At 73.3% G+C, this 16,708-nt stretch carries 14 protein-coding genes; 7 read left to right on the top strand and 7 right to left on the bottom strand.

Going from position 1 to position 16,708, the window contains the following annotated elements; all coding sequences use genetic code 11:
* Nucleotides 1-68: 68 nt before the first annotated feature.
* Genes E6R18_RS21080 through E6R18_RS21065 form a run of 4 tightly spaced genes read right to left on the bottom strand, consistent with a single transcriptional unit; the run spans nt 69 to nt 5,610 of the window.
* Nucleotides 69-2,480, bottom strand: a complete 2,412-nt coding sequence (locus E6R18_RS21080) for a glycoside hydrolase family 3 N-terminal domain-containing protein (RefSeq protein WP_136318453.1) — start codon at nt 2,478-2,480, stop codon at nt 69-71.
* A gap of 52 nt (nt 2,481-2,532) precedes the next feature.
* Nucleotides 2,533-3,426, bottom strand: a complete 894-nt coding sequence (locus E6R18_RS21075) for a carbohydrate ABC transporter permease (protein WP_136318452.1) — start codon at nt 3,424-3,426, stop codon at nt 2,533-2,535.
* Between the two features lie 4 nt (nt 3,427-3,430).
* Nucleotides 3,431-4,360 carry a sugar ABC transporter permease gene (locus E6R18_RS21070; protein WP_136318451.1) on the bottom strand — a complete coding sequence of 310 codons (930 nt, stop codon included), beginning with the start codon at nt 4,358-4,360 and terminating at the stop codon, nt 3,431-3,433.
* 2 nt (nt 4,361-4,362) lie between these two features.
* Nucleotides 4,363-5,610, bottom strand: coding sequence for an extracellular solute-binding protein (locus E6R18_RS21065; RefSeq protein WP_136318450.1), 1,248 nt, complete (start codon nt 5,608-5,610; stop codon nt 4,363-4,365).
* Between the two features lie 214 nt (nt 5,611-5,824).
* Here E6R18_RS21065 and E6R18_RS21060 point away from each other — a divergent pair, with 214 nt between their 5' ends.
* On the top strand, nt 5,825-6,883 hold the full coding sequence (locus tag E6R18_RS21060) for a LacI family DNA-binding transcriptional regulator (RefSeq protein ID WP_240799801.1): 1,059 nt from the start codon (nt 5,825-5,827) through the stop codon (nt 6,881-6,883).
* 102 nt (nt 6,884-6,985) lie between these two features.
* Entirely contained in the window at nt 6,986-8,074 is a 1,089-nt protein-coding gene (locus E6R18_RS21055; protein ID WP_136318449.1) for an exo-alpha-sialidase, read from the top strand.
* Nucleotides 8,075-8,093: 19 nt separating this feature from the next.
* On the opposite strand, the gene E6R18_RS21050 is transcribed toward E6R18_RS21055, so the two are convergent.
* Nucleotides 8,094-8,771, bottom strand: coding sequence for a uracil-DNA glycosylase (locus E6R18_RS21050; RefSeq protein WP_136318448.1), 678 nt, complete (start codon nt 8,769-8,771; stop codon nt 8,094-8,096).
* Between the two features lie 84 nt (nt 8,772-8,855).
* Between E6R18_RS21050 and E6R18_RS21045 the strand changes: the two genes are divergently transcribed.
* The gene (locus E6R18_RS21045; protein ID WP_136318447.1) at nt 8,856-9,920 is read left to right on the top strand and encodes a BadF/BadG/BcrA/BcrD ATPase family protein; all 1,065 of its coding nucleotides are present in this window, start codon (nt 8,856-8,858) and stop codon (nt 9,918-9,920) included.
* A 96-nt stretch (nt 9,921-10,016) separates the two neighbouring features.
* Complete coding sequence (locus E6R18_RS21040; RefSeq protein WP_206308340.1) at nt 10,017-10,940, top strand: hypothetical protein; 924 nt, start codon at nt 10,017-10,019, stop codon at nt 10,938-10,940.
* 76 nt (nt 10,941-11,016) lie between these two features.
* On the opposite strand, the gene E6R18_RS21035 is transcribed toward E6R18_RS21040, so the two are convergent.
* Nucleotides 11,017-12,075, bottom strand: a complete 1,059-nt coding sequence (locus tag E6R18_RS21035) for a lactonase family protein (protein ID WP_136318445.1) — start codon at nt 12,073-12,075, stop codon at nt 11,017-11,019.
* Between the two features lie 102 nt (nt 12,076-12,177).
* Complete coding sequence (locus E6R18_RS21030; protein ID WP_136318444.1) at nt 12,178-13,689, bottom strand: FUSC family protein; 1,512 nt, start codon at nt 13,687-13,689, stop codon at nt 12,178-12,180.
* A 352-nt stretch (nt 13,690-14,041) separates the two neighbouring features.
* On the opposite strand from E6R18_RS21030, the gene E6R18_RS21025 reads away from it, so the two are divergent.
* The 3 genes from E6R18_RS21025 to E6R18_RS21015 all read left to right on the top strand — a co-directional run bounded on the left by E6R18_RS21025 (nt 14,042) and on the right by E6R18_RS21015 (nt 16,702).
* The gene (locus E6R18_RS21025) at nt 14,042-14,632 is read left to right on the top strand and encodes a lytic polysaccharide monooxygenase auxiliary activity family 9 protein (protein WP_136318443.1); all 591 of its coding nucleotides are present in this window, start codon (nt 14,042-14,044) and stop codon (nt 14,630-14,632) included.
* Nucleotides 14,633-14,768: 136 nt separating this feature from the next.
* Nucleotides 14,769-15,251 carry an Lrp/AsnC family transcriptional regulator gene (locus E6R18_RS21020; RefSeq protein WP_136318442.1) on the top strand — a complete coding sequence of 161 codons (483 nt, stop codon included), beginning with the start codon at nt 14,769-14,771 and terminating at the stop codon, nt 15,249-15,251.
* 239 nt (nt 15,252-15,490) lie between these two features.
* Nucleotides 15,491-16,702, top strand: a complete 1,212-nt coding sequence (locus E6R18_RS21015) for a serine/threonine-protein kinase (protein WP_206308339.1) — start codon at nt 15,491-15,493, stop codon at nt 16,700-16,702.
* The last annotated feature ends 6 nt before the right edge of the window (nt 16,703-16,708 follow it).

Raw genomic sequence — 16,708 nt, 5'->3', positions numbered from 1 at the left:
GGGAGCGGGGACCGGGCGGGGCGCGGTGCGGTGCTGGTACGGCCCCCGCCCGGTGGCGCGAGGGGCGGTCAGCCCCGTACGGGGGCGGCGGCCACCGGTTCGACCAGGGCGTCGCACACCAGCCGGCGCCGGTGGTCGAGCGTGCGCTCGGGACCGGTGAGGCGCAGGCGCACGGTGTGCCGGATGTCCTCGGCGCCGCTGGAGGTGGCGAGCCGCAGCTCCAGCGCGCCGGGCTCGACCACTTTCCGGCCGCCGATGCCGGTGAAGGAGACCAGGTCGGCGTGGAACCGGAAGCGCACGCGCGCCTCCTGGCCCGCGTCGAGCGGGACCCGTGCGTAGCCGATGAGCCGGGTGTCGGGGCGGGTGGTCTGGGCGACCGGGTCGTGCACGTACAGCTGCACGACCTCCGCCCCCGCCCGGTCACCGGTGTTGCGGACGGTCAGCTCGATGTCCGCGCCGCCGTCCGTGGGGATCTCCTCGGGCACCGGGGCGCAGGGCTCCCAGGCGAAGGAGGTGTACGTCAGCCCGTGGCCGAAGGGGAACAGCGGCGTCGGGTCCAGGTTGCTGACCCCGTTGGCGAGCCCGAGCGGCGGCTGGAGGTAGGTCCAGGGCTGGCCGCCCGGGTGGCGCGGGACGCCGACCGGGAGCCGGCCGGAGGGGCTGACCCGGCCGGAGAGCACGCCGGCGAGTGCCGGACCGCCCTCCTCGCCGGGGAAGAACGCCTGCACCACGGCGGCGGTGCGCTCCGCCCAGCGGCCGAGCGCGTACGGGCGGCCGGTCAGCAGCACCAGGACGACCGGGGTGCCGCTGTCCAGCAGCGCGTCCAGCAGTTCGCCCTGCACGCCCGGCAGCGCGAGGTCGTCGGCGTCGCAGCCCTCCCCCGAGGTGCCGCGCCCGAACAGTCCGGCCCGGTCCCCCAGCACGGCGACGCACACGTCCGCGTCCCTGGCCAGGTCCACCGCGGCGGCGATGCCCGAGGTGTCCGCCCCGTCCACGTCGCAGCCGGGCGCGCCGGTGACCTCGGCGCCGGGGAACTCACCGCGCAGCGCGTCGAGGACGGTCGGGATGTCGATGCCCATGGCGGTCTCGGGGTGCAGGACGCCGACGTGGCTGGGGAAGGAGTAGCAGCCGAGCATGGCCAGCGCGTCGTCGGCGCGCGGCCCGACCACGGCGATCCGTCCCCTGCCGCCCAGCGGCAGCACGCCCATGGGGTTGGCGAGCAGCACCACGGCCTGTTCGGCCAGTTCGCGGGCGAGGGCCCGGTTGCGCGGCGGGTCCAGGTCGATGGTCTCGCGCGCCTTCTCCGGGTCGCTGTCCCGCAGGAGTGCGGGCAGCGGGGTCCAGCCGGGGTCGAGCAGCCCGAGTGCGCACTTCTGCAGCAGTACGCGGCGCAGCGCCCGGTCGACGAGTTCCTCGGGGACCGTACCGGCCCGTACGGCTGCGGCGAGTTCGTCGCCGTAGCTGCGGACGGTGGGCAGCTCCACGTCGACCCCGGCGCCGAGCGCGAGGCGGGCGGCATCGGCGCGGTCCTCGGCGACCTTGTGCAGCGTCTCCAGGAAGCCGATGGCGAAGTAGTCGGCGACGACCGTGCCCTCGAAGCCCCAGGTGTCGCGGAGCAGCCCGGTCAGCAGGGCGGGGTCGGCCGCCGAGGGCACGCCGTCGATCTCGGCGTAGGACTGCATGACGGAACGGGCTCCGCCTTCGCGCAGGGCCATCTCGAAGGGCGGCAGGATGACGTCGGCCAGTTCCCTGGCCCCGGCCCTGACCGGTGAGAGGTTGCGGGCACCGGCCGATGCCGCGTATCCGGCGAAGTGCTTGAGGGTGGCGACGATGCCGGCGGACTCCAGGCCCCGCACGTAGGCGGTGCCGATGGTGGCGACCAGGTAGGGGTCCTCGCCGATGGTCTCCTCGACTCGGCCCCAGCGCAGGTCGCGCACCACGTCCAGGACCGGGGCGAGGCCCTGGTGGATGCCGACGGACCGCATGTCGCCGCCGATCCGGTGGGCCATCTCGGTGACCAGGTCCGGGTTCCAGGCCGCGCCCCAGGAGAGCGGGACCGGGTAGGCGGTGGCCCCCCATGCGGTGAATCCGGCGAGGCACTCCTCGTGGGCGAGCGCCGGGATGCCGAACCGTCCGGCGCCCGTGATGGCCTGCTGGGCCCGGGCCAGGGAGATCGCGCCCACGGCGGGGTCCACGGGGGCGGTGCCGAAGGGGCGGGTCAGCTGGCCGAGGCCGCGTGGGATCAGCGCGTCCCAGTCGATCGCGTCGGCCATCTCGTTCTGGTGCGGGGCGACCCCGTCCCCGTCGGCGTCGGCGCCCACCCAGATTCCGTACAGCTGGGCGGTCTTCTCCTGGAGGGTCATCCGGGAGACGAGATCGGCCACGCGCTCCTCGGGAGCGAGCGCGGGGTCCTGCCACGGGCCTTCGACGGCGGTGGCCGCTTCGGTGCTGCGGGCGTGCGGAACAGGGGGGTTTGCCATGGCGGCGGGGATTCCTCTCAAGAGTGCGGTGGTACGCGGCGGCATGGGTGCGTTACTTGCCGCCCACCCCCATCAGTCCGTTGACCAGTGCCTTGCGTGCCACGAGGTACACGGCGAAGATCGGCACGACGGAGAGCACGATCGCGGCCAGCACGGCCGGGATGTTCACCCCGAACTGGGACATGAAGTTGAAGAGGCCGAGGGTCAGCACGCGGTTCTCCTCCGACTGGGTCAGGATCAGCGGGAACAGGAAGCCGTTCCATGCCTGGAGGGCCGTGTAGACGGCGACCGTGCTGATGCCCGCCTTGGACATCGGGATCGCCAGCTGCCACAGCATCCGCAGGGGCGAGGCGCCGTCGAGCGCCATCGCCTCGTACATCTCCTCGGAGACGTCGCGCATGGTGCCGCTGAGGATGAGCACCGCCACGGGCATCGCGAACGCCGCGGTCGGCAGGATGATCGCCGGCAGGCTGTCGTACAGGCCCATCTTGCTGATGAGCAGGTAGAGCGGCACGACCACGGCCTGTGCGGGGATGGCCACGCCGAGCAGGAAGGTGCGGAAGGCGAGCCCGGAGAGCCGGCTGCGGGTGCGTACCGCGACGTAGGCGACGGGCACCGCGAGCACCAGCACGATCGCCACCGTCGCCACGGCGACGATCGCCGTGTTGGTGAGCATCGTGGAGAAGCCGCTGTCCAGCACCGTGCGGTAGTTGTCGAGCGTGGGGTGGGTCGGGACGGCCAGCGGGTCGCCGTTCAGCGCCTCGTCCTGGTGCATGAGCGAGGAGGAGACGAGCGTGTAGAGCGGGACCAGCACGAGGACGAGCCAGACCAGGGAGCCGAGGCCGGCCAGTGGGTTGCCCCGCCTGCGGCGGCGCCGGGTGGCGGCGGGGCGGGTGCGGGCCAGGGGCTGTGCGGGGCGCGCCTCGGGGCGGGTGTCGATCGACATCTCGTCACATACCTTCCCGGGTGGAGCGCATGTTCCCGAAGCCGCTGAAGCGGACCAGGATCAGCGAGAGGGCGGTGGCCACGACGACCAGGGCGGTCGCGATCGCGGCGGCGTACCCGAGGTCGTAGGTCTGGAAACCGGTGCGGTACATCAGGTACGGCAGCACGGTGGTGTCGGTGCCGGGGCCGCCCTTGGTCATGATGAGGACGGTGTCGAAGTAGGTCAGCGAGCCGACGATCATGAGGACCGACGAGGTGGTGATGGTGTTGCGCAGCTGCGGCAGGGTGATGTGGAAGAACTGCCGGAACATGCCGGCGCCGTCGATCTCCGCCGCCTGGTAGAGGACCTGCGGGATCTGCCGGGTGCCGCCTTGGTAGATCAGGGTGTGGAAGGGCATGAACTGCCAGCCGCCGACGAACGCCACGGTGAGCAGGGCGCCGGTGGAGGAGCCCATGATGTTCGGATCGATGCCGAACCAGGGCCCGATCTCCTTGATCACCCCGAAGTTGGGGTCGAGCAGCGCGTGGAAGAGCATCGCGATGGCCGTGGTGGAGAGCAGCAGCGGGATGAAGAAGATCGCCGAGAGCACGGCGCGGCTGCGCTGCCGGCCGGCGGCCCAGACGCCGAGGAGCAGGGCCACCGGGGTCTGGAAGGCCCAGCTGATCGTGGTGAGGAGCAGGCTGAGCCAGGCGGCCTGGCGGAACTCCGGGTCCTTGAAGAGCCGGGTCCAGTTGGCCGTGCCGACGGAGGTCGGGGAGTTCAGCCCGTCCCAGTGGCAGAAGGAGAGGTAGACGGCGATCCCCAGCGGGACGATCGCGAAGAGGGCGAAGAAGACGATGCCGGGCAGGGCCCAGGCGACCGGGGGGCGGCCGACGTTGCCGGCGGCCGCCTTCCTTCCTCCGCGCACCTTTGTGTACGAAGAGACGTGGGGCATCGTTACTTGACGGCCTTCATCGCGGCGACGAACTGCTCGGGCGTGGACTTGCCGGCGAACAGCTTGCTGATCTCGGTGAGCAGCGGGGTGGCGTACTGGGACTCCAGCGCCTGGTCCCACGAGAGGGTGAAGCTCGGGGCCTTCTGGACCATCTCGTACTGGTCGGTGGCGAACTGCGGGTTGGGCGAGCCGCTCAGCATGGAGGCGGCGTTGGACGTGGTGGGCACGTCGCCGTTGTCGACCAGGGCCTGGGCGTAGGACTTGGAGGCCATGGTCTTCAGGAAGGCTATGGCCGCGTCCTTGTGCTTGGTGCGGGAGTTGATCGACCAGTAGTTGGTGGGGTTGCCCACCACGTCGGCCGGGTCGCCGACGCCGCCGGCCACGGTCGGGAAGTTGGCCCAGCCGAGGCTTTCCTTGGCGAACTTCGGCGCCTTGCCGAGCTGGGTCGAGTACTCCCACGAACCCATCAGGTGCATGGCCGCCTTGCCCTTGTTGAGCAGGGTGGGGGCGCCGCCGTTGCCGTAGTCGACGGAGTTGAAGTTCTTGCCGAAGGCTCCGTCGTCCACGAGCTGCTTGACGGTCTGGGCCGCCTTGAGGACGGCCGGGTCGCCCCAGGCCGAGCTGTCACCGTTCTGGATCTTCCGGAAGACGTCGGGACCGCCGATCCGGTCGAGCAGGTACTCCATCCACATCAGCTCGGGCCACTTGTCGGAGCCGCCGAGGGCGAAGGGGGTGATGCCCTTGCTCTTGAAGGTCGTGATGGCTTTCTGCAGGTCCTCCCACGTCTTGGGGACCTCGACGTTGTTCTCGGCGAAGAGGGTCTTGTTGTAGAAGAGCATCACGGGCTGCATGCCGCGCATCGGCACCCCGTAGATCTTTCCGTCGAGGCTGCCCGCCTCGACGATGGACGGGAGGAAGCCGTTCTTGAGGGTGGCGTCGTTCTTGACGGCCGAGGTGAGGTCGACCAGCTGGCCCGCGTCGAGGTACGGCTTGATGGAGCCGCCGCCCCAGTTGTAGAAGATGTCCGGGGCGCTGGGCGAGCCCATGGCGCTGCGGAGCTTGTTGACGTACTCGGTGCCCGGCACCGGGACCAGCTTGACCTTGACCTTCGAGGTCTTGTTGAACTCCTTGACGGCCGCTTCCTGGATCTTGACGGCGTCGTCGCCGTAGACGTACGCGGTGAGGGTGCCGCCGTCACCGCCGCTGTCGCCGTCCGATCCGCAGCCCGCCAGGACCCCTGCCATGACCATGGCCGCACCGGCCGCGGTCCATCTCGCCGCGCGCCTGCCCTGAGTGAAAATTCCCGACCGCATGACCGCACCCCTGTCGAATGTTTCGGAGTTGCTTGCGAATGTTGCCGGAACCGTACGGTCGGGTTTCGGGCCAGTCAAGAGGTCGGGTGGAGCGAATTTTCCCGAGGGGCCCGCCCCTCTCTTCAGGCGTCCGGCGGTTACGATTCGCTGCATGAGCCCCGCAAACGTCCAGTCACATCAGGAGAATGCGCCTGCCGGAGCGTCGTCGGACGGCGTTGCCACGCTGGCGGAAATCGCCCGAGCGGCCGGAGTCTCGGCTCCGACAGTTTCGAAGGTGCTGAACGGGCGTGCCGATGTCGCGCCCAGTACCCGCACCAAGGTGGAGGAGTTGTTGCTGCTGCACGGCTACCGCCGCAGACGCGGCGCCACCACGCAGTCGCGACTGATCGACCTGGTCTTCCACGAGCTGGACAGCTCCTGGGCGATGGAGGTCGTGCGCGGCGTCGAGAACGTCGCGCGCGAGGAGGGCCTGAGCCTGGTCCTCTCGGAGAGCGCGGGCCGCCTCAGCCCCGGGCAGACCTGGGTGGACGGGGTGCTGGCCCGCCGGCCGGTCGGGGCGATCCTGGTCCTGTCGGACCTCACCGCCGCCCAGCGCGCCCAGCTCACCAGCCGCAGCATCCCGTACGCGGTGGTCGACCCGGCCGGCGATCCCGGCGACGACATCCCTTCGGTCGGTACGACGAACTGGCAGGGCGGTCTCGCCGCCACCCGCCACCTGACCGGGCTCGGGCACCGCAGGATCGGCGTCGTCAGCGGCCCGTCCCGGATGATGTGCAGCCGGGCCCGGGTGGACGGCTACCGCGCCGCCCTGGAGACGGCGGGCCTGCCGATCGACCCGGCGCTGATCCGCGAGGGCGAGTTCCAGCACGAGGCGGGCTACGCGGCGGGCATGGAGCTGCTGCGCTCCGCGGACCGGCCGACCGCGATCTTCGCCGGCAACGACCTCCAGGCGCTCGGCGTGTACGAGGCGGCGCGCGAGCTGGGTCTGCGCATCCCGGAGGACCTGAGCGTGGTCGGTTTCGACGACCTGCCGCTCACCCGGTGGATCGGGCCGCCGCTGACCACGGTGCGCCAGCCGCTGATCGAGATGGCCGAGACCGCGGCCCGCCTGGTGCTCGACCTGGGCCGCGGCCGGCAGCCCGCGACCACACGCGTCGACCTGGCCACCAACCTGGTGGTCCGCAGCAGCACGGCCCCGCCCTGCCGCTGACGCCCAGGGCGGGGACACCCCGGGCCGTCGTCCACGCCGCTGTCAGTACCCCGGTGCAGACTGGCGGATATCCGGCACAACGGCGTTTCGGGAGGTTCGGTCATGACTGGGGTACTGCTCACCGTGGGCACCCGCAAGGGACTCTTCATCGGTCGCCGGCGCGGCGGCACCTGGGAGTTCGACGGGCCTCACTTCAACGCGCAGGCGATCTACTCGGTCGCCATCGACACCCGGGGCGAGGCACCCCGGCTGCTCGTCGGCGGGGACAGCGCCCACTGGGGCCCGTCCGTCTTCCACTCCGACGATCTGGGCGCGAGCTGGGTCGAGCCGAAGGAGCCGGCCGTCAAGTTCCCCGAGTTCACCGGCACCTCGCTGGAGCGGGTGTGGCAGTTGCAGCCGGCGGGGCCCGAGGCGCCGGAGGTGGTGTACGCGGGGACGGAGCCGGCCGCCCTGTTCCGGTCCGGGGACGGGGGCGAGTCGTTCGAGCTGGTGCGCCCGCTGTGGGAGCACCCGACCCGCTCGCGCTGGGTTCCGGGCGGCGGGGGCGAAGGGCTGCACACGATCCTGACCGACGAGCGCGACGCCCGGGCGGTGACCGTCGCGGTCTCCACCGCCGGGGTGTTCAGGACCACCGACGGCGGTGACAGCTGGGCCCCGGCCAACAAGGGGGTCTCGGCGGCCTTCCTGCCCGGCCCGGACCCGGAGTTCGGCCAGTGCGTGCACAAGGTGAGCCGGGACGCGGCCGACCCCGACCGCCTCTACCTCCAGAACCACTGGGGCGTCTTCCGCAGCGACGACTCCGGCGGCCACTGGACGGACATCGGCGCGGGCCTGCCCTCCGACTTCGGCTTCGCCGTGGCGGCCCACCCGCACCGCGCGGACACGGCGTACGTCTTCCCCATCAACGCCGACGCCGACCGGGTGCCCGCCGAGCACCGCTGCCGGGTCTTCCGGACGACGGACGCGGGCGCCCACTGGGAACCTCTGACGGCGGGCCTGCCCGAGAGCGCGCACTACGGCACGGTGCTGCGCGACGCGCTCTGCACGGACGACGCGGACCCGGCCGGGGTCTACTTCGGCAACCGCAACGGCGAGCTGTACGCGAGCGCCGACGACGGGGACAGCTGGCGGCAGCTCGCCTCCCACCTGCCGGACGTACTATGCGTACGGGCGGCTGCCGTCGACGTGTGACCGCCGCCCCGCAACCGCCTCAGGGCAGGCGCCAGTCCACCGGCTGGGCGCCCTGGCCCACCAGGAGTTCGTTGACCCGGCTGAACGGCCTGGACCCGAAGAACCCGCGGTCGGCGGACATCGGGGACGGGTGGGCGGACTCGATGGCCGGCAGGTCGCCGAGCAGCGGCCGCAGATTGCGGGCGTCGCGGCCCCACAGCACCGACACCAGCGGCTTGCCCCGGGCGACCAGGGCGCGGATGGCCTGCTCGGTCACTTCCTCCCAGCCCTTGCCGCGGTGGGCGCCGGGCGAGCGGGGCGCGGTGGTCAGCGCCCTGTTCAGCAGCAGCACGCCCTGGCGCGTCCACGGCGTCAGGTCGCCGTTGGACGGGCGGGGCAGGCCCAGGTCGGTGTTGAGCTCGCGGTAGATGTTCTCCAGGCTGCCGGGGAGCCTGCGCACCTCGGGGGCCACCGCGAAGCTCAGCCCGATGGCCATGCCCGGTGTGGGGTAGGGGTCCTGACCGACGATCAGCACCCGTACCTCGTCGAAGGGCTGCTGGAACGCGCGCAGCACGTTCGCCCCGGACGGGAGGTAGGTGCGGCCCGCAGCGACCTCCGCGCGCAGGAAATCGCCCATCGCGGCGATGCGCCCCGCCACAGGGGCCAGGGCCTCGGCCCAGCCGGGCTCGACAACTTCGTTCAACGGTCGTGCAGTCACGGAAGATCACCCTACCGGCGCAACGCGGGGCCCCGGCGATAGGGTGCTGCCGTCCTTCCCCTTCGTCCCCCCGGGAGCCGGTCCATGACGTCACACGGGCACGCGGCCGGCGAACCCGGTGCGTACGTCCTCGGGGTGGACTCGGGCGGCTCCGGGCTCAGGGTGGCGCTCGGCACCCCGGGTGCGGACGCCCCACTGGACACGGTCGTGTGCGGCGGGCCGGTGCGCACCGGCGCCCACGGCATCGACGCCGCCCATCTGCTGGAGCAGGCGCTGCCCGCCGCCCGTGCGCTGCTCGACCGGCACGGCGACGGCGGCCGGATCACCGCGGCGGCGGTCGGGGCGGCGGGCATGGCCACGCTCGGCGACCAGTTGCGCGCCGAACTGCCGGCCGCCCTGGCGGACGCGCTGGGGGTGCACCGGATCGCGCTCGCGGCCGACGCGGTGACGGCGTACGCCGGAGCGGTCGGGCAGCGGCCCGGCGCGGTGGTGGCCGCAGGGACCGGTCTGATCGCGCTCGGCACGGATCTGACGCGGTGGCGGCGGGCCGACGGCTGGGGGCATCTGCTGGGCGACAGCGGAGGCGGTGCCTGGATCGGGCGGGCCGGTCTGGACGCGGCGATGCGCGCCCACGACGGGCGGCGCGGCGGCTCGGCGGCGCTGCTGGCCCGGCTGGAGGCGGTGTTCGGCCCGCCGCAGGAACTGCCCGGACTGCTCTACCCGCGCGTCGACCGACCCGCCGTGCTGGCCTCGTTCGCCCCGGAGGTGGCCGCGTGCGCGGCCGAGGACCCGGTCGCCGAGGGCATCCTGCGGGCCGCCGGGGCGCACATCGCGGAGGCGGCCGCTGCGGTGTGCCCCAAGGCCGGAGCGGACGAGGAGGGGTACGAAGTCGCGCTGACGGGCGGGCTGTTCCGGATGGGCGAGCCGTTGCTCGTACCCCTGCGCGAGGAATTGGCGCGGCTGCTGCCGGGGGCACGGGCGGTCCCCGGTTCGGGTGATCCCCTGATCGGCGCGCTGCGCATCGCCCGGGCCCTGGCCACCGGCGGTCTGAGGCTGCCGCATCATCCGACACTGCTCTGCCTGCCGGGGCCCGCGCCGGTGACCTCGGGAAACGGCGACGCGGACGCTGACGACAGATCAGGGCAGTAGCCCGGTAAGCCGCCGATCGGATAAATGCGGACAGAGGCCGCTCGACCGGACCCTCCCCGAGCAGGGGCGTATCCAAAACCAGTAGCATGCGGCGCCATGAGCACCCCCACTGGGCCCGCTTCCGGCCTGCCTGTACGAATGCCGCGACCTCGCCAGTCCGGACGGCACCGCCGCCCGGAGCCCGTGGTCGCACCCGAGGGCGCTGCCGCGCTCGTTCTCGCCGTTCCCGGTGTGCCTTCTTCGGACAGCCGCAGACTGGCCGAAGAGGTCATCAGCATCGCCCGTTCCGAGCTGCCCGGCCTCAACGCCCTGATCGGCTACATCGACGGCGACGACGCCGAGTACCCGGCACTCGCCTCCGTGATCGCGCACTCCGCCGCCGAGCGCACCGCGCGCTACGAGCAGGCGCTGGCCGTGGGCCGCGAGGTCGCCGAGCCCGAGGGCCCGGCCGCCGTGGTGGTCCCGCTGCTCGCGGGTCCGGACAGCACCCTGGTGCAGCGGATACGTCAGGCGATCACCGACAGCGAGGCCCCGGCGGAGCTGACCGACGTGCTCGGTCCGCACCCCCTGCTGGCCGAGGCGCTGCACGTGCGCCTGTCCGAGGCGGGGCTCGCCCGTGCGGACCGGGCGAGGCTCTTCACGGTGGCGACGGCCGCCGACGGGATCGTGCTCGCCACGGTGGGCGGCGAGGAGGCCGTGCGGGCCGCGGGGATCACGGGCATGCTGCTGGCGGCGCGGCTCGCGGTGCCGGTGATGGCCGCCGCGCTCGACGTGGAGGGTTCGGTCGCCTCGATCGCGGAGCAGTTGAAGGGCTCCGGCTCGCTGCAACTGGCCGTGGCGCCGTACCTGGTGGGCCCGGAGCTGGCGGAGGGCCTGCTGGACGCGGCGGCGAAGGAGGCCGGCTGCGCGAGCGCCGAGCCGCTGGGCGCGTACCCGGCGATCGGCAAGCTGGTGCTGTCGCTGTACACCTCAACCCTGGGGATCGCTCCCCCGGTGGCCCAGGGGGCGCAGGCCCGCTGAACCTCCGAGCGTACGAGGCCCCGGTACCGGACGGCAGTCCGGCACCGGGGCCTCGCGCATGGGCGCGCCCCGCCGGTCAGGCGAAGACCACGCAGGAGGCCGCCGGGGCGTCCAGGGAGCCTTCGTGGGAAGGGATGCCGGTCTGCGGGTCCACGGTGAACCAGGCGACGTTCCCGCTGCGCTCGTTGGCCGCGTACAGCCGGCGCCCGGTGGGGTCGAGCGCGAGGTCGCGCGGCCAGTGCCCGCCGCAGCCCACGGTCGTGACGAGGGACGCCTGCTCGCCGGTCGCGTCGAGCGCGAGTACGGAGATGCTGTCGTGGCCGCGGTTGGCCGCCCACAGGAACCGGCCGTCGTGGGCGACGACGACCTCGGACGGGTAGCTCTCGCCGGTCACGCCGTCGGGGAGGACGGGCGTCTCGCCGACCGGTTCCAGGACGCCGGCGACGGCGTCCCAGCGGCACACGGTGAGGGTGGGCTCCAGCTCGTTCAGCACGTAGGCGTGGCCACCCGCGGGGTGGAAGGCCAGGTGGCGGGGGCCGGTGCCGGGGCGCAGTGCCGTCTCCCCGTGCGGGCGCAGCTCCCCGGTGGCCGGGTCGAGCGCGCAGACGCGTACCGAGTCGGTGCCGAGGTCGACGCTGAGCACCCAGTCCCCGGACGGGTCGGGCAGCACCTGGTGGGCGTGCGGGCCCTCCTGGCGGTCCGCGACCGGCCCGCCGCCCTCGTGGGCGAGGACGGCCGCGACGGGGCCGAGCGAGCCGTCGTCGGTGACGGGCAGCACGCTGACACTGCCCGAGCCGTAGTTCGCGGTGACCAGGTGGCCCGCCGCGAGGGCGAGGTGGGTGGGGCCGTCGCCGTCCACCGGCCGCGTCTCGCCGAGCGGGCGCGGGATGTCCTCGGTGATGTCGAGGGCCGCGGCCGCGCCCGGTTCCCTCTCGCTGACGGCGTAGAGGACCGTACCGCCGGGGCCCCTGCCCCGGCCGAGCGCCAGGTAGGACGGGTCCGGTACGGCGTCCGTCGCGCCGAGGACCGTGAGCGCTCCGGTCTCCTGGTCGACGGCGGCGACGGTGACGCCCCGCCCGCCCGCCGAGGTGAACGACCCGATGAATGCCCGGCCCGCACCATTGCTGCTGTCCACCGCACTGCTCCTCTCCGCCGACTGATCGCGGCGGCCGCGGCCGTCGTGATCTTCCGCCGCGACGGTAGCAGTGCCCGGGTGCGGTCCGGACCAAGGGTTGGATCAGGCGGTGGCGGCCGGGGGTGCGCCCGGCGGGCTGTGCAGGGGCGCGGCGAGTTCGGCGAGTGCGCGCTCCAGGCTGTGCAGGTGGGCGAGCGCGGGCTCGGTCACGGCGGGGTGCGCCGGGAGGGCGGCGGCGACCGCTGTACGGGCGGGCCGCTCGGGGGCCGTCAGCGCCTCCACGGCGCTCTCGACACGCCAGCAGGCGGCGGCGAGCCGGGCGTCGTGGGATGCCTCCGGGTCGGCGGCCACCGAGGCCAGGCCCCGTACCTCGCGCGCGCACTCGTCCAGCAGGGCCAGCACGTGTCCGGCCCGGGCCCGGCGGGCGCGCAGCGGGCTCAGGGGGTGGACCAGCGGGGCGAGCGAGAGCCGGACGCGGCCGAGAAGCGCCTCCAGCTCCGCGACGCGCGGCGCCGGGTCGGCGGTGGGCGAGCCGGAGAGCCGGGCCGCGGCCTCCTCCGTGCAGGCGTGCACGCAGCGCAGGGCCCGCTGGATCCAGGCGTCGGTGGTGGCGTGGGTGGTGACCGGCAGGACGAACAGCACGGCGAGCATCGCGCCGAGCGCGCCGACGGCCGTCTCGCCGAGCCGCAGGGCCAGCAGCCCGGGGTCGAGCACGCCGAGGGAGCCGTAGAGCGCCCCGGCCATGACCGTCACGGAGAGCATCATCCAGGTGTAGGAGACCGCGGCCGTGTAGAAGATGCCGAACACTGCGGCGGCGACGAGCAGGGCGGTGGGGACGGGTGCCCCGTGCAGGGGGACGACGACGGCGAGTCCGACCGGGATGCCGATGAGCGTGCCCAGGACCCGGCGGAAGCCGCGTACCAGCGTCTCGCCGCGCGAGGCGGTGTTGACGAAGACCCACCAGGTGGCGCCGACGGCCCAGTACCAGCGCTGGTCGGACATGAGTTGTCCGGCCATGAGCGCGACGGCTCCGCCCGCCGTGGCCTGGAGGGCCTGGCGGGTGGTGACCCTGGCCAGACCGGTGCCGCCGGGCGGGGCGGGCACGGCGGGCGCGGTCAGCCGGCGCTCGTAGCACCACAGGCCGAAGCGGACGGCCGACGCGGAGAGCAGGGACAGGGCGACGGCCGAGTAGAGCTCGGGGAGCTGCCGGGGCAGCGTGTGCAGGAACTGCGTGGTGAAGAACGCCATGAACGCGAAGACCCCGAGGGAGTGCCCGCGCGGTCCCCACCGCCGTGCGTAGACGCCCGCGCCCATGACCGCGAGGAAGGCGGCGTCGCGGGCGAGCGGATGGTCGTGGAGCACGGCGGCGAGGGCGAGCACCGGGAAGCCGGCGGCGGGGAGAAGCGCGGTGGTGACGGCCTGCCCCCGGACGGTGGGGTCCAGCACGGTGAACAGGGCGAGCAGTGCGGCGAGGCCGCCGGTGATGGCCGCGACGAGCGAGTGGCCGGCGAGCCCGCACACCACCACGGCGAGCCCGATGCCGAGCACGGCGCGGCAGGCGGCGCGCAGCCGCAGCCGTCCCGGGTCCCGGGCCACGAACGCTCTCTTCAGCACTGCTGCTCCCCCGCTCCGGTCCGCCGGTCTCCGTGTCCCGGCATGAAAAAGGCGCCGCGGGGTTCCGCAGCGCCATCGACAGGTACATGAGAGCACCCCAGTGCATCCTGGCTCAAATTGAACGCGATTCACTGCGCCATTGGCCCAATCGATGAGGACGGCGAGCCGCCAGCGGGTTACCAACGGACCACCGTGCGGCACAAGCGGCGCAATCGACCCGCCCAGGCCGGCCAGGGCCCTCACCAGGACGGCGTTCCCTGGTCTAGACATGTCAAGTTGCCATCGCTACGCTCACCCTTGGTCTAGACCGCAGCACTCTCCGGACATCACCCCACATCTCCAGGAGCGACGTATGCGCAAAAAGATCACTTCCTTACTGGCCGGCCTGGGGCTGGCCGGCGCGGCCCTGCTGGCCACCTCGGGCACCGCCCAGAGCCACGGCTACACGGACTCCCCCATCAGCCGTCAGCAGCTCTGCGGGATCGGCACCGTCAAGCACTGCGGGCAGATCCAGTGGGAGCCGCCGAGCGTCGAGGGCCCCAAGGGCTTCCCCACCCGCGGACCGGCCGACGGCCACATCTGCTCGGGCGGCATCGGCCGCTTCTCCGAACTGGACGACCCGCGCGGCGGCGCCTGGCCCGCCACCCACGTCACCGCCGGTCAGAACTACACGTTCAACTGGCGGATCGAGGCCCGCCACGCCACGACCGACTTCCGCTACTACATCACCAAGGACGGCTACGACCCCACGAAGCCGCTCACCCGGGCCGACCTGGAGCCGCAGCCGTTCCTGACCGTGCCCTTCGGCGGGAAGCTGCCGGGCTCGACGGTGAGCCATTCCGGCGTGCTGCCGCAGAAGTCCGGCAAGCACCTGATCCTCGGCGTCTGGACGATCGCCGACACCGGCAACGCCTTCTACGCCTGCTCCGACGTCCAGTTCTGACGTCCGGTCCGTGCCCCGCGCCACCCGCCCGTGCGCGGGGCACATCCGGCCGTGACAGTGGCAGGACGGCCCGAAACACACCTGAGCCGTTGGTACAGTCGCTGGCCCGAACGAGACCGAAAGAGGCCGGCGACGTATGGCGGTGGACGCACTCGACACCCGTATCCTGCGACTGCTCATCGAACAGCCGCAGACGAGCGTGCGCGAGTACGCGCGCATCCTGTCCATCGCCCGGGGCACCCTCCAGGCCCGGATCGACCGGCTGGAACGGGACGGTGTGATCACCGGGAGCGGCCCTTTCCTCTCCCCCGCCGCGCTCGGCCACCCGGTCCTGGCGTTCGTGCACCTGGAGGTCACACAGGGACACCTCGACGACGTCGGTGAGGCCCTCGCCGCCGTGCCGGAGATCGTGGAGGCATTCTCGACCACGGGCGGCGGCGACCTGCTGACCCGGGTCGTGGCACGGGACAACGGGCACCTGGAGGACGTCATCCAGCGGCTCATCCGGCTGCCCGGCGTGGTCAGGACCCGGACCGAGGTGGCGCTGCGCGAACGCGTGCCGCACCGGGTGCTGCCCCTGGTCGAGTCGGTGGGCCGGGCCGCGGCCGGCGGCCGGTGACGAGCGCCCGTCACCGGGCTCCCCCGCCGCGCCGCCCGGGCCCTGGCAGCCCGTCACCGCGCCCCCGGAACCCGGCCGGTGACCGCCGGTCGTCCGCGCTCCGCGCGCCGGATATCCTGATCTTGCCGCGCTCCCCCACCCCGCCCTCGTCCCCGACGAGGCCGCCGCCGCGGCAGTCGAAGCGGCCCTCGGTCCGGGCCGCGCGCGAGGCCCGAACTATTCGAGACAGGTGTGCACAGGTGCTGGTTGCTGGTCGGTACCGGCTGATATCCGCCATCGGCCGGGGTGGCATGGGCGAGGTCTGGCGGGCCACCGACGAAGTCCTCGGCCGCGCGGTCGCCGTGAAGCTGCTCCTGGGTGAACACGCCGACGAGTCGGCCACCGCCCGGTTCCGGCTGGAGGCACAGACCGCCGCCCGGCTGAGCCATCCCCATCTGGTGGCGGTCTTCGACTTCGGGGCCTGGGAGGACCGGCTCTTCCTCGTGATGGAGCTCGTCGAGGGCAGAAGCCTGGCCGACCTGCTCCTGGCCCAGGAGCGGCTGGGCCCCGAGCAGGCCGCCCGCATCGCCGGACAGGCCGCCGCCGGACTGGCCGCCGCGCACCGGCAGGGCATCGTCCACCGCGACATCAAGCCCGGGAACCTGATGCTGGACGGCGAGGGCACCGTCAAGATCGGCGACTTCGGCATCGCCCAGTTCGTGGACGACCCCTCCGCCGCGCTGACCACGACGGGCCACATCGTCGGTACGAGCCTCTACCTCGCCCCTGAGCGGGCGCTCGGCCGCACGGCGGACGCCGCCTCCGACATGTACTCGCTCGGCTGCGTGATCTACCAACTGCTGCTCGGGCAGCCGCCGTTCCGCTCGGACACCGCCACCGCCACCCTCTACCAGCACGTGGACACGCCGCCCGTGCCCCTGCGGCAGCGGGGCGTGGACGTGTCCGCCGCGTTCGACGCCTACCTGCTGAGCCTGCTCGCCAAGCAGCCGGAGGACCGGCCCACCGCCCAGCAGGTCGCCGACTGGTTCCACAGCGACGCCTGGCGGGGCCGGGCCGAGGCCCTGCCGCCGCACCAGCCCGCCCCGGCGCTGACGCCGCCCCCGGCAGCCGCCTACCAGGCACCGCCCGCCCCGCGCCCCGCCCCGGGTGCGCCGGCCCCCGGAGCGGAGTCCGGCGCTCCGACCACCTACCGGCTGCCGCAGACCTCCGGGCACGGCCGGCGCGCGGCGTCCCGGAGCGGGAACACCCGCAGCGGCAACGCCCGGCGCCGCACCGCCGGCGAGGCGATCCGGCGACGGCCCCGGGTGGCCAGCGCCATCGCGGGCGTGATCGCCTTCCTGGCCGCCGTGTACCTGGGTATGAGCCTGTTCGCCCCCGACACCGGCTCGGCCAGCACCCCGGACGGCGGTACGTCGACGAACGCGCCGCAGACGCCGGGGGCCGGCCGGTGACCGGCG

Origin of the sequence: Streptomyces sp. A1277, from assembly GCF_004795015.1 — a bacterium.
GTDB lineage: Bacteria > Actinomycetota > Actinomycetes > Streptomycetales > Streptomycetaceae > Streptomyces.
This window is presented reverse-complemented; position numbering and strand designations above follow the sequence as displayed.

What these genes read in the sequence shown, in the direction of transcription:
- E6R18_RS21070 (WP_136318451.1), bottom strand. Translation starts at nt 4,360, where the DNA reads ATGCCCCACGTCTCTTCGTACACAAAGGTGCGCGGAGGAAGGAAGGCG.
- E6R18_RS21045 (WP_136318447.1), top strand. Translation starts at nt 8,856, where the DNA reads ATGACGTCACACGGGCACGCGGCCGGCGAACCCGGTGCGTACGTCCTC.
- E6R18_RS21055 (WP_136318449.1), top strand. Translation starts at nt 6,986, where the DNA reads ATGACTGGGGTACTGCTCACCGTGGGCACCCGCAAGGGACTCTTCATC.
- E6R18_RS21065 (WP_136318450.1), bottom strand. Translation starts at nt 5,610, where the DNA reads ATGGTCATGGCAGGGGTCCTGGCGGGCTGCGGATCGGACGGCGACAGC.
- E6R18_RS21060 (WP_240799801.1), top strand. Translation starts at nt 5,825, where the DNA reads ATGAGCCCCGCAAACGTCCAGTCACATCAGGAGAATGCGCCTGCCGGA.
- E6R18_RS21080 (WP_136318453.1), bottom strand. Translation starts at nt 2,480, where the DNA reads ATGGCAAACCCCCCTGTTCCGCACGCCCGCAGCACCGAAGCGGCCACC.
- E6R18_RS21040 (WP_206308340.1), top strand. Translation starts at nt 10,017, where the DNA reads ATGAGCACCCCCACTGGGCCCGCTTCCGGCCTGCCTGTACGAATGCCG.
- E6R18_RS21075 (WP_136318452.1), bottom strand. Translation starts at nt 3,426, where the DNA reads ATGTCGATCGACACCCGCCCCGAGGCGCGCCCCGCACAGCCCCTGGCC.
- E6R18_RS21020 (WP_136318442.1), top strand. Translation starts at nt 14,769, where the DNA reads ATGGCGGTGGACGCACTCGACACCCGTATCCTGCGACTGCTCATCGAA.
- E6R18_RS21025 (WP_136318443.1), top strand. Translation starts at nt 14,042, where the DNA reads ATGCGCAAAAAGATCACTTCCTTACTGGCCGGCCTGGGGCTGGCCGGC.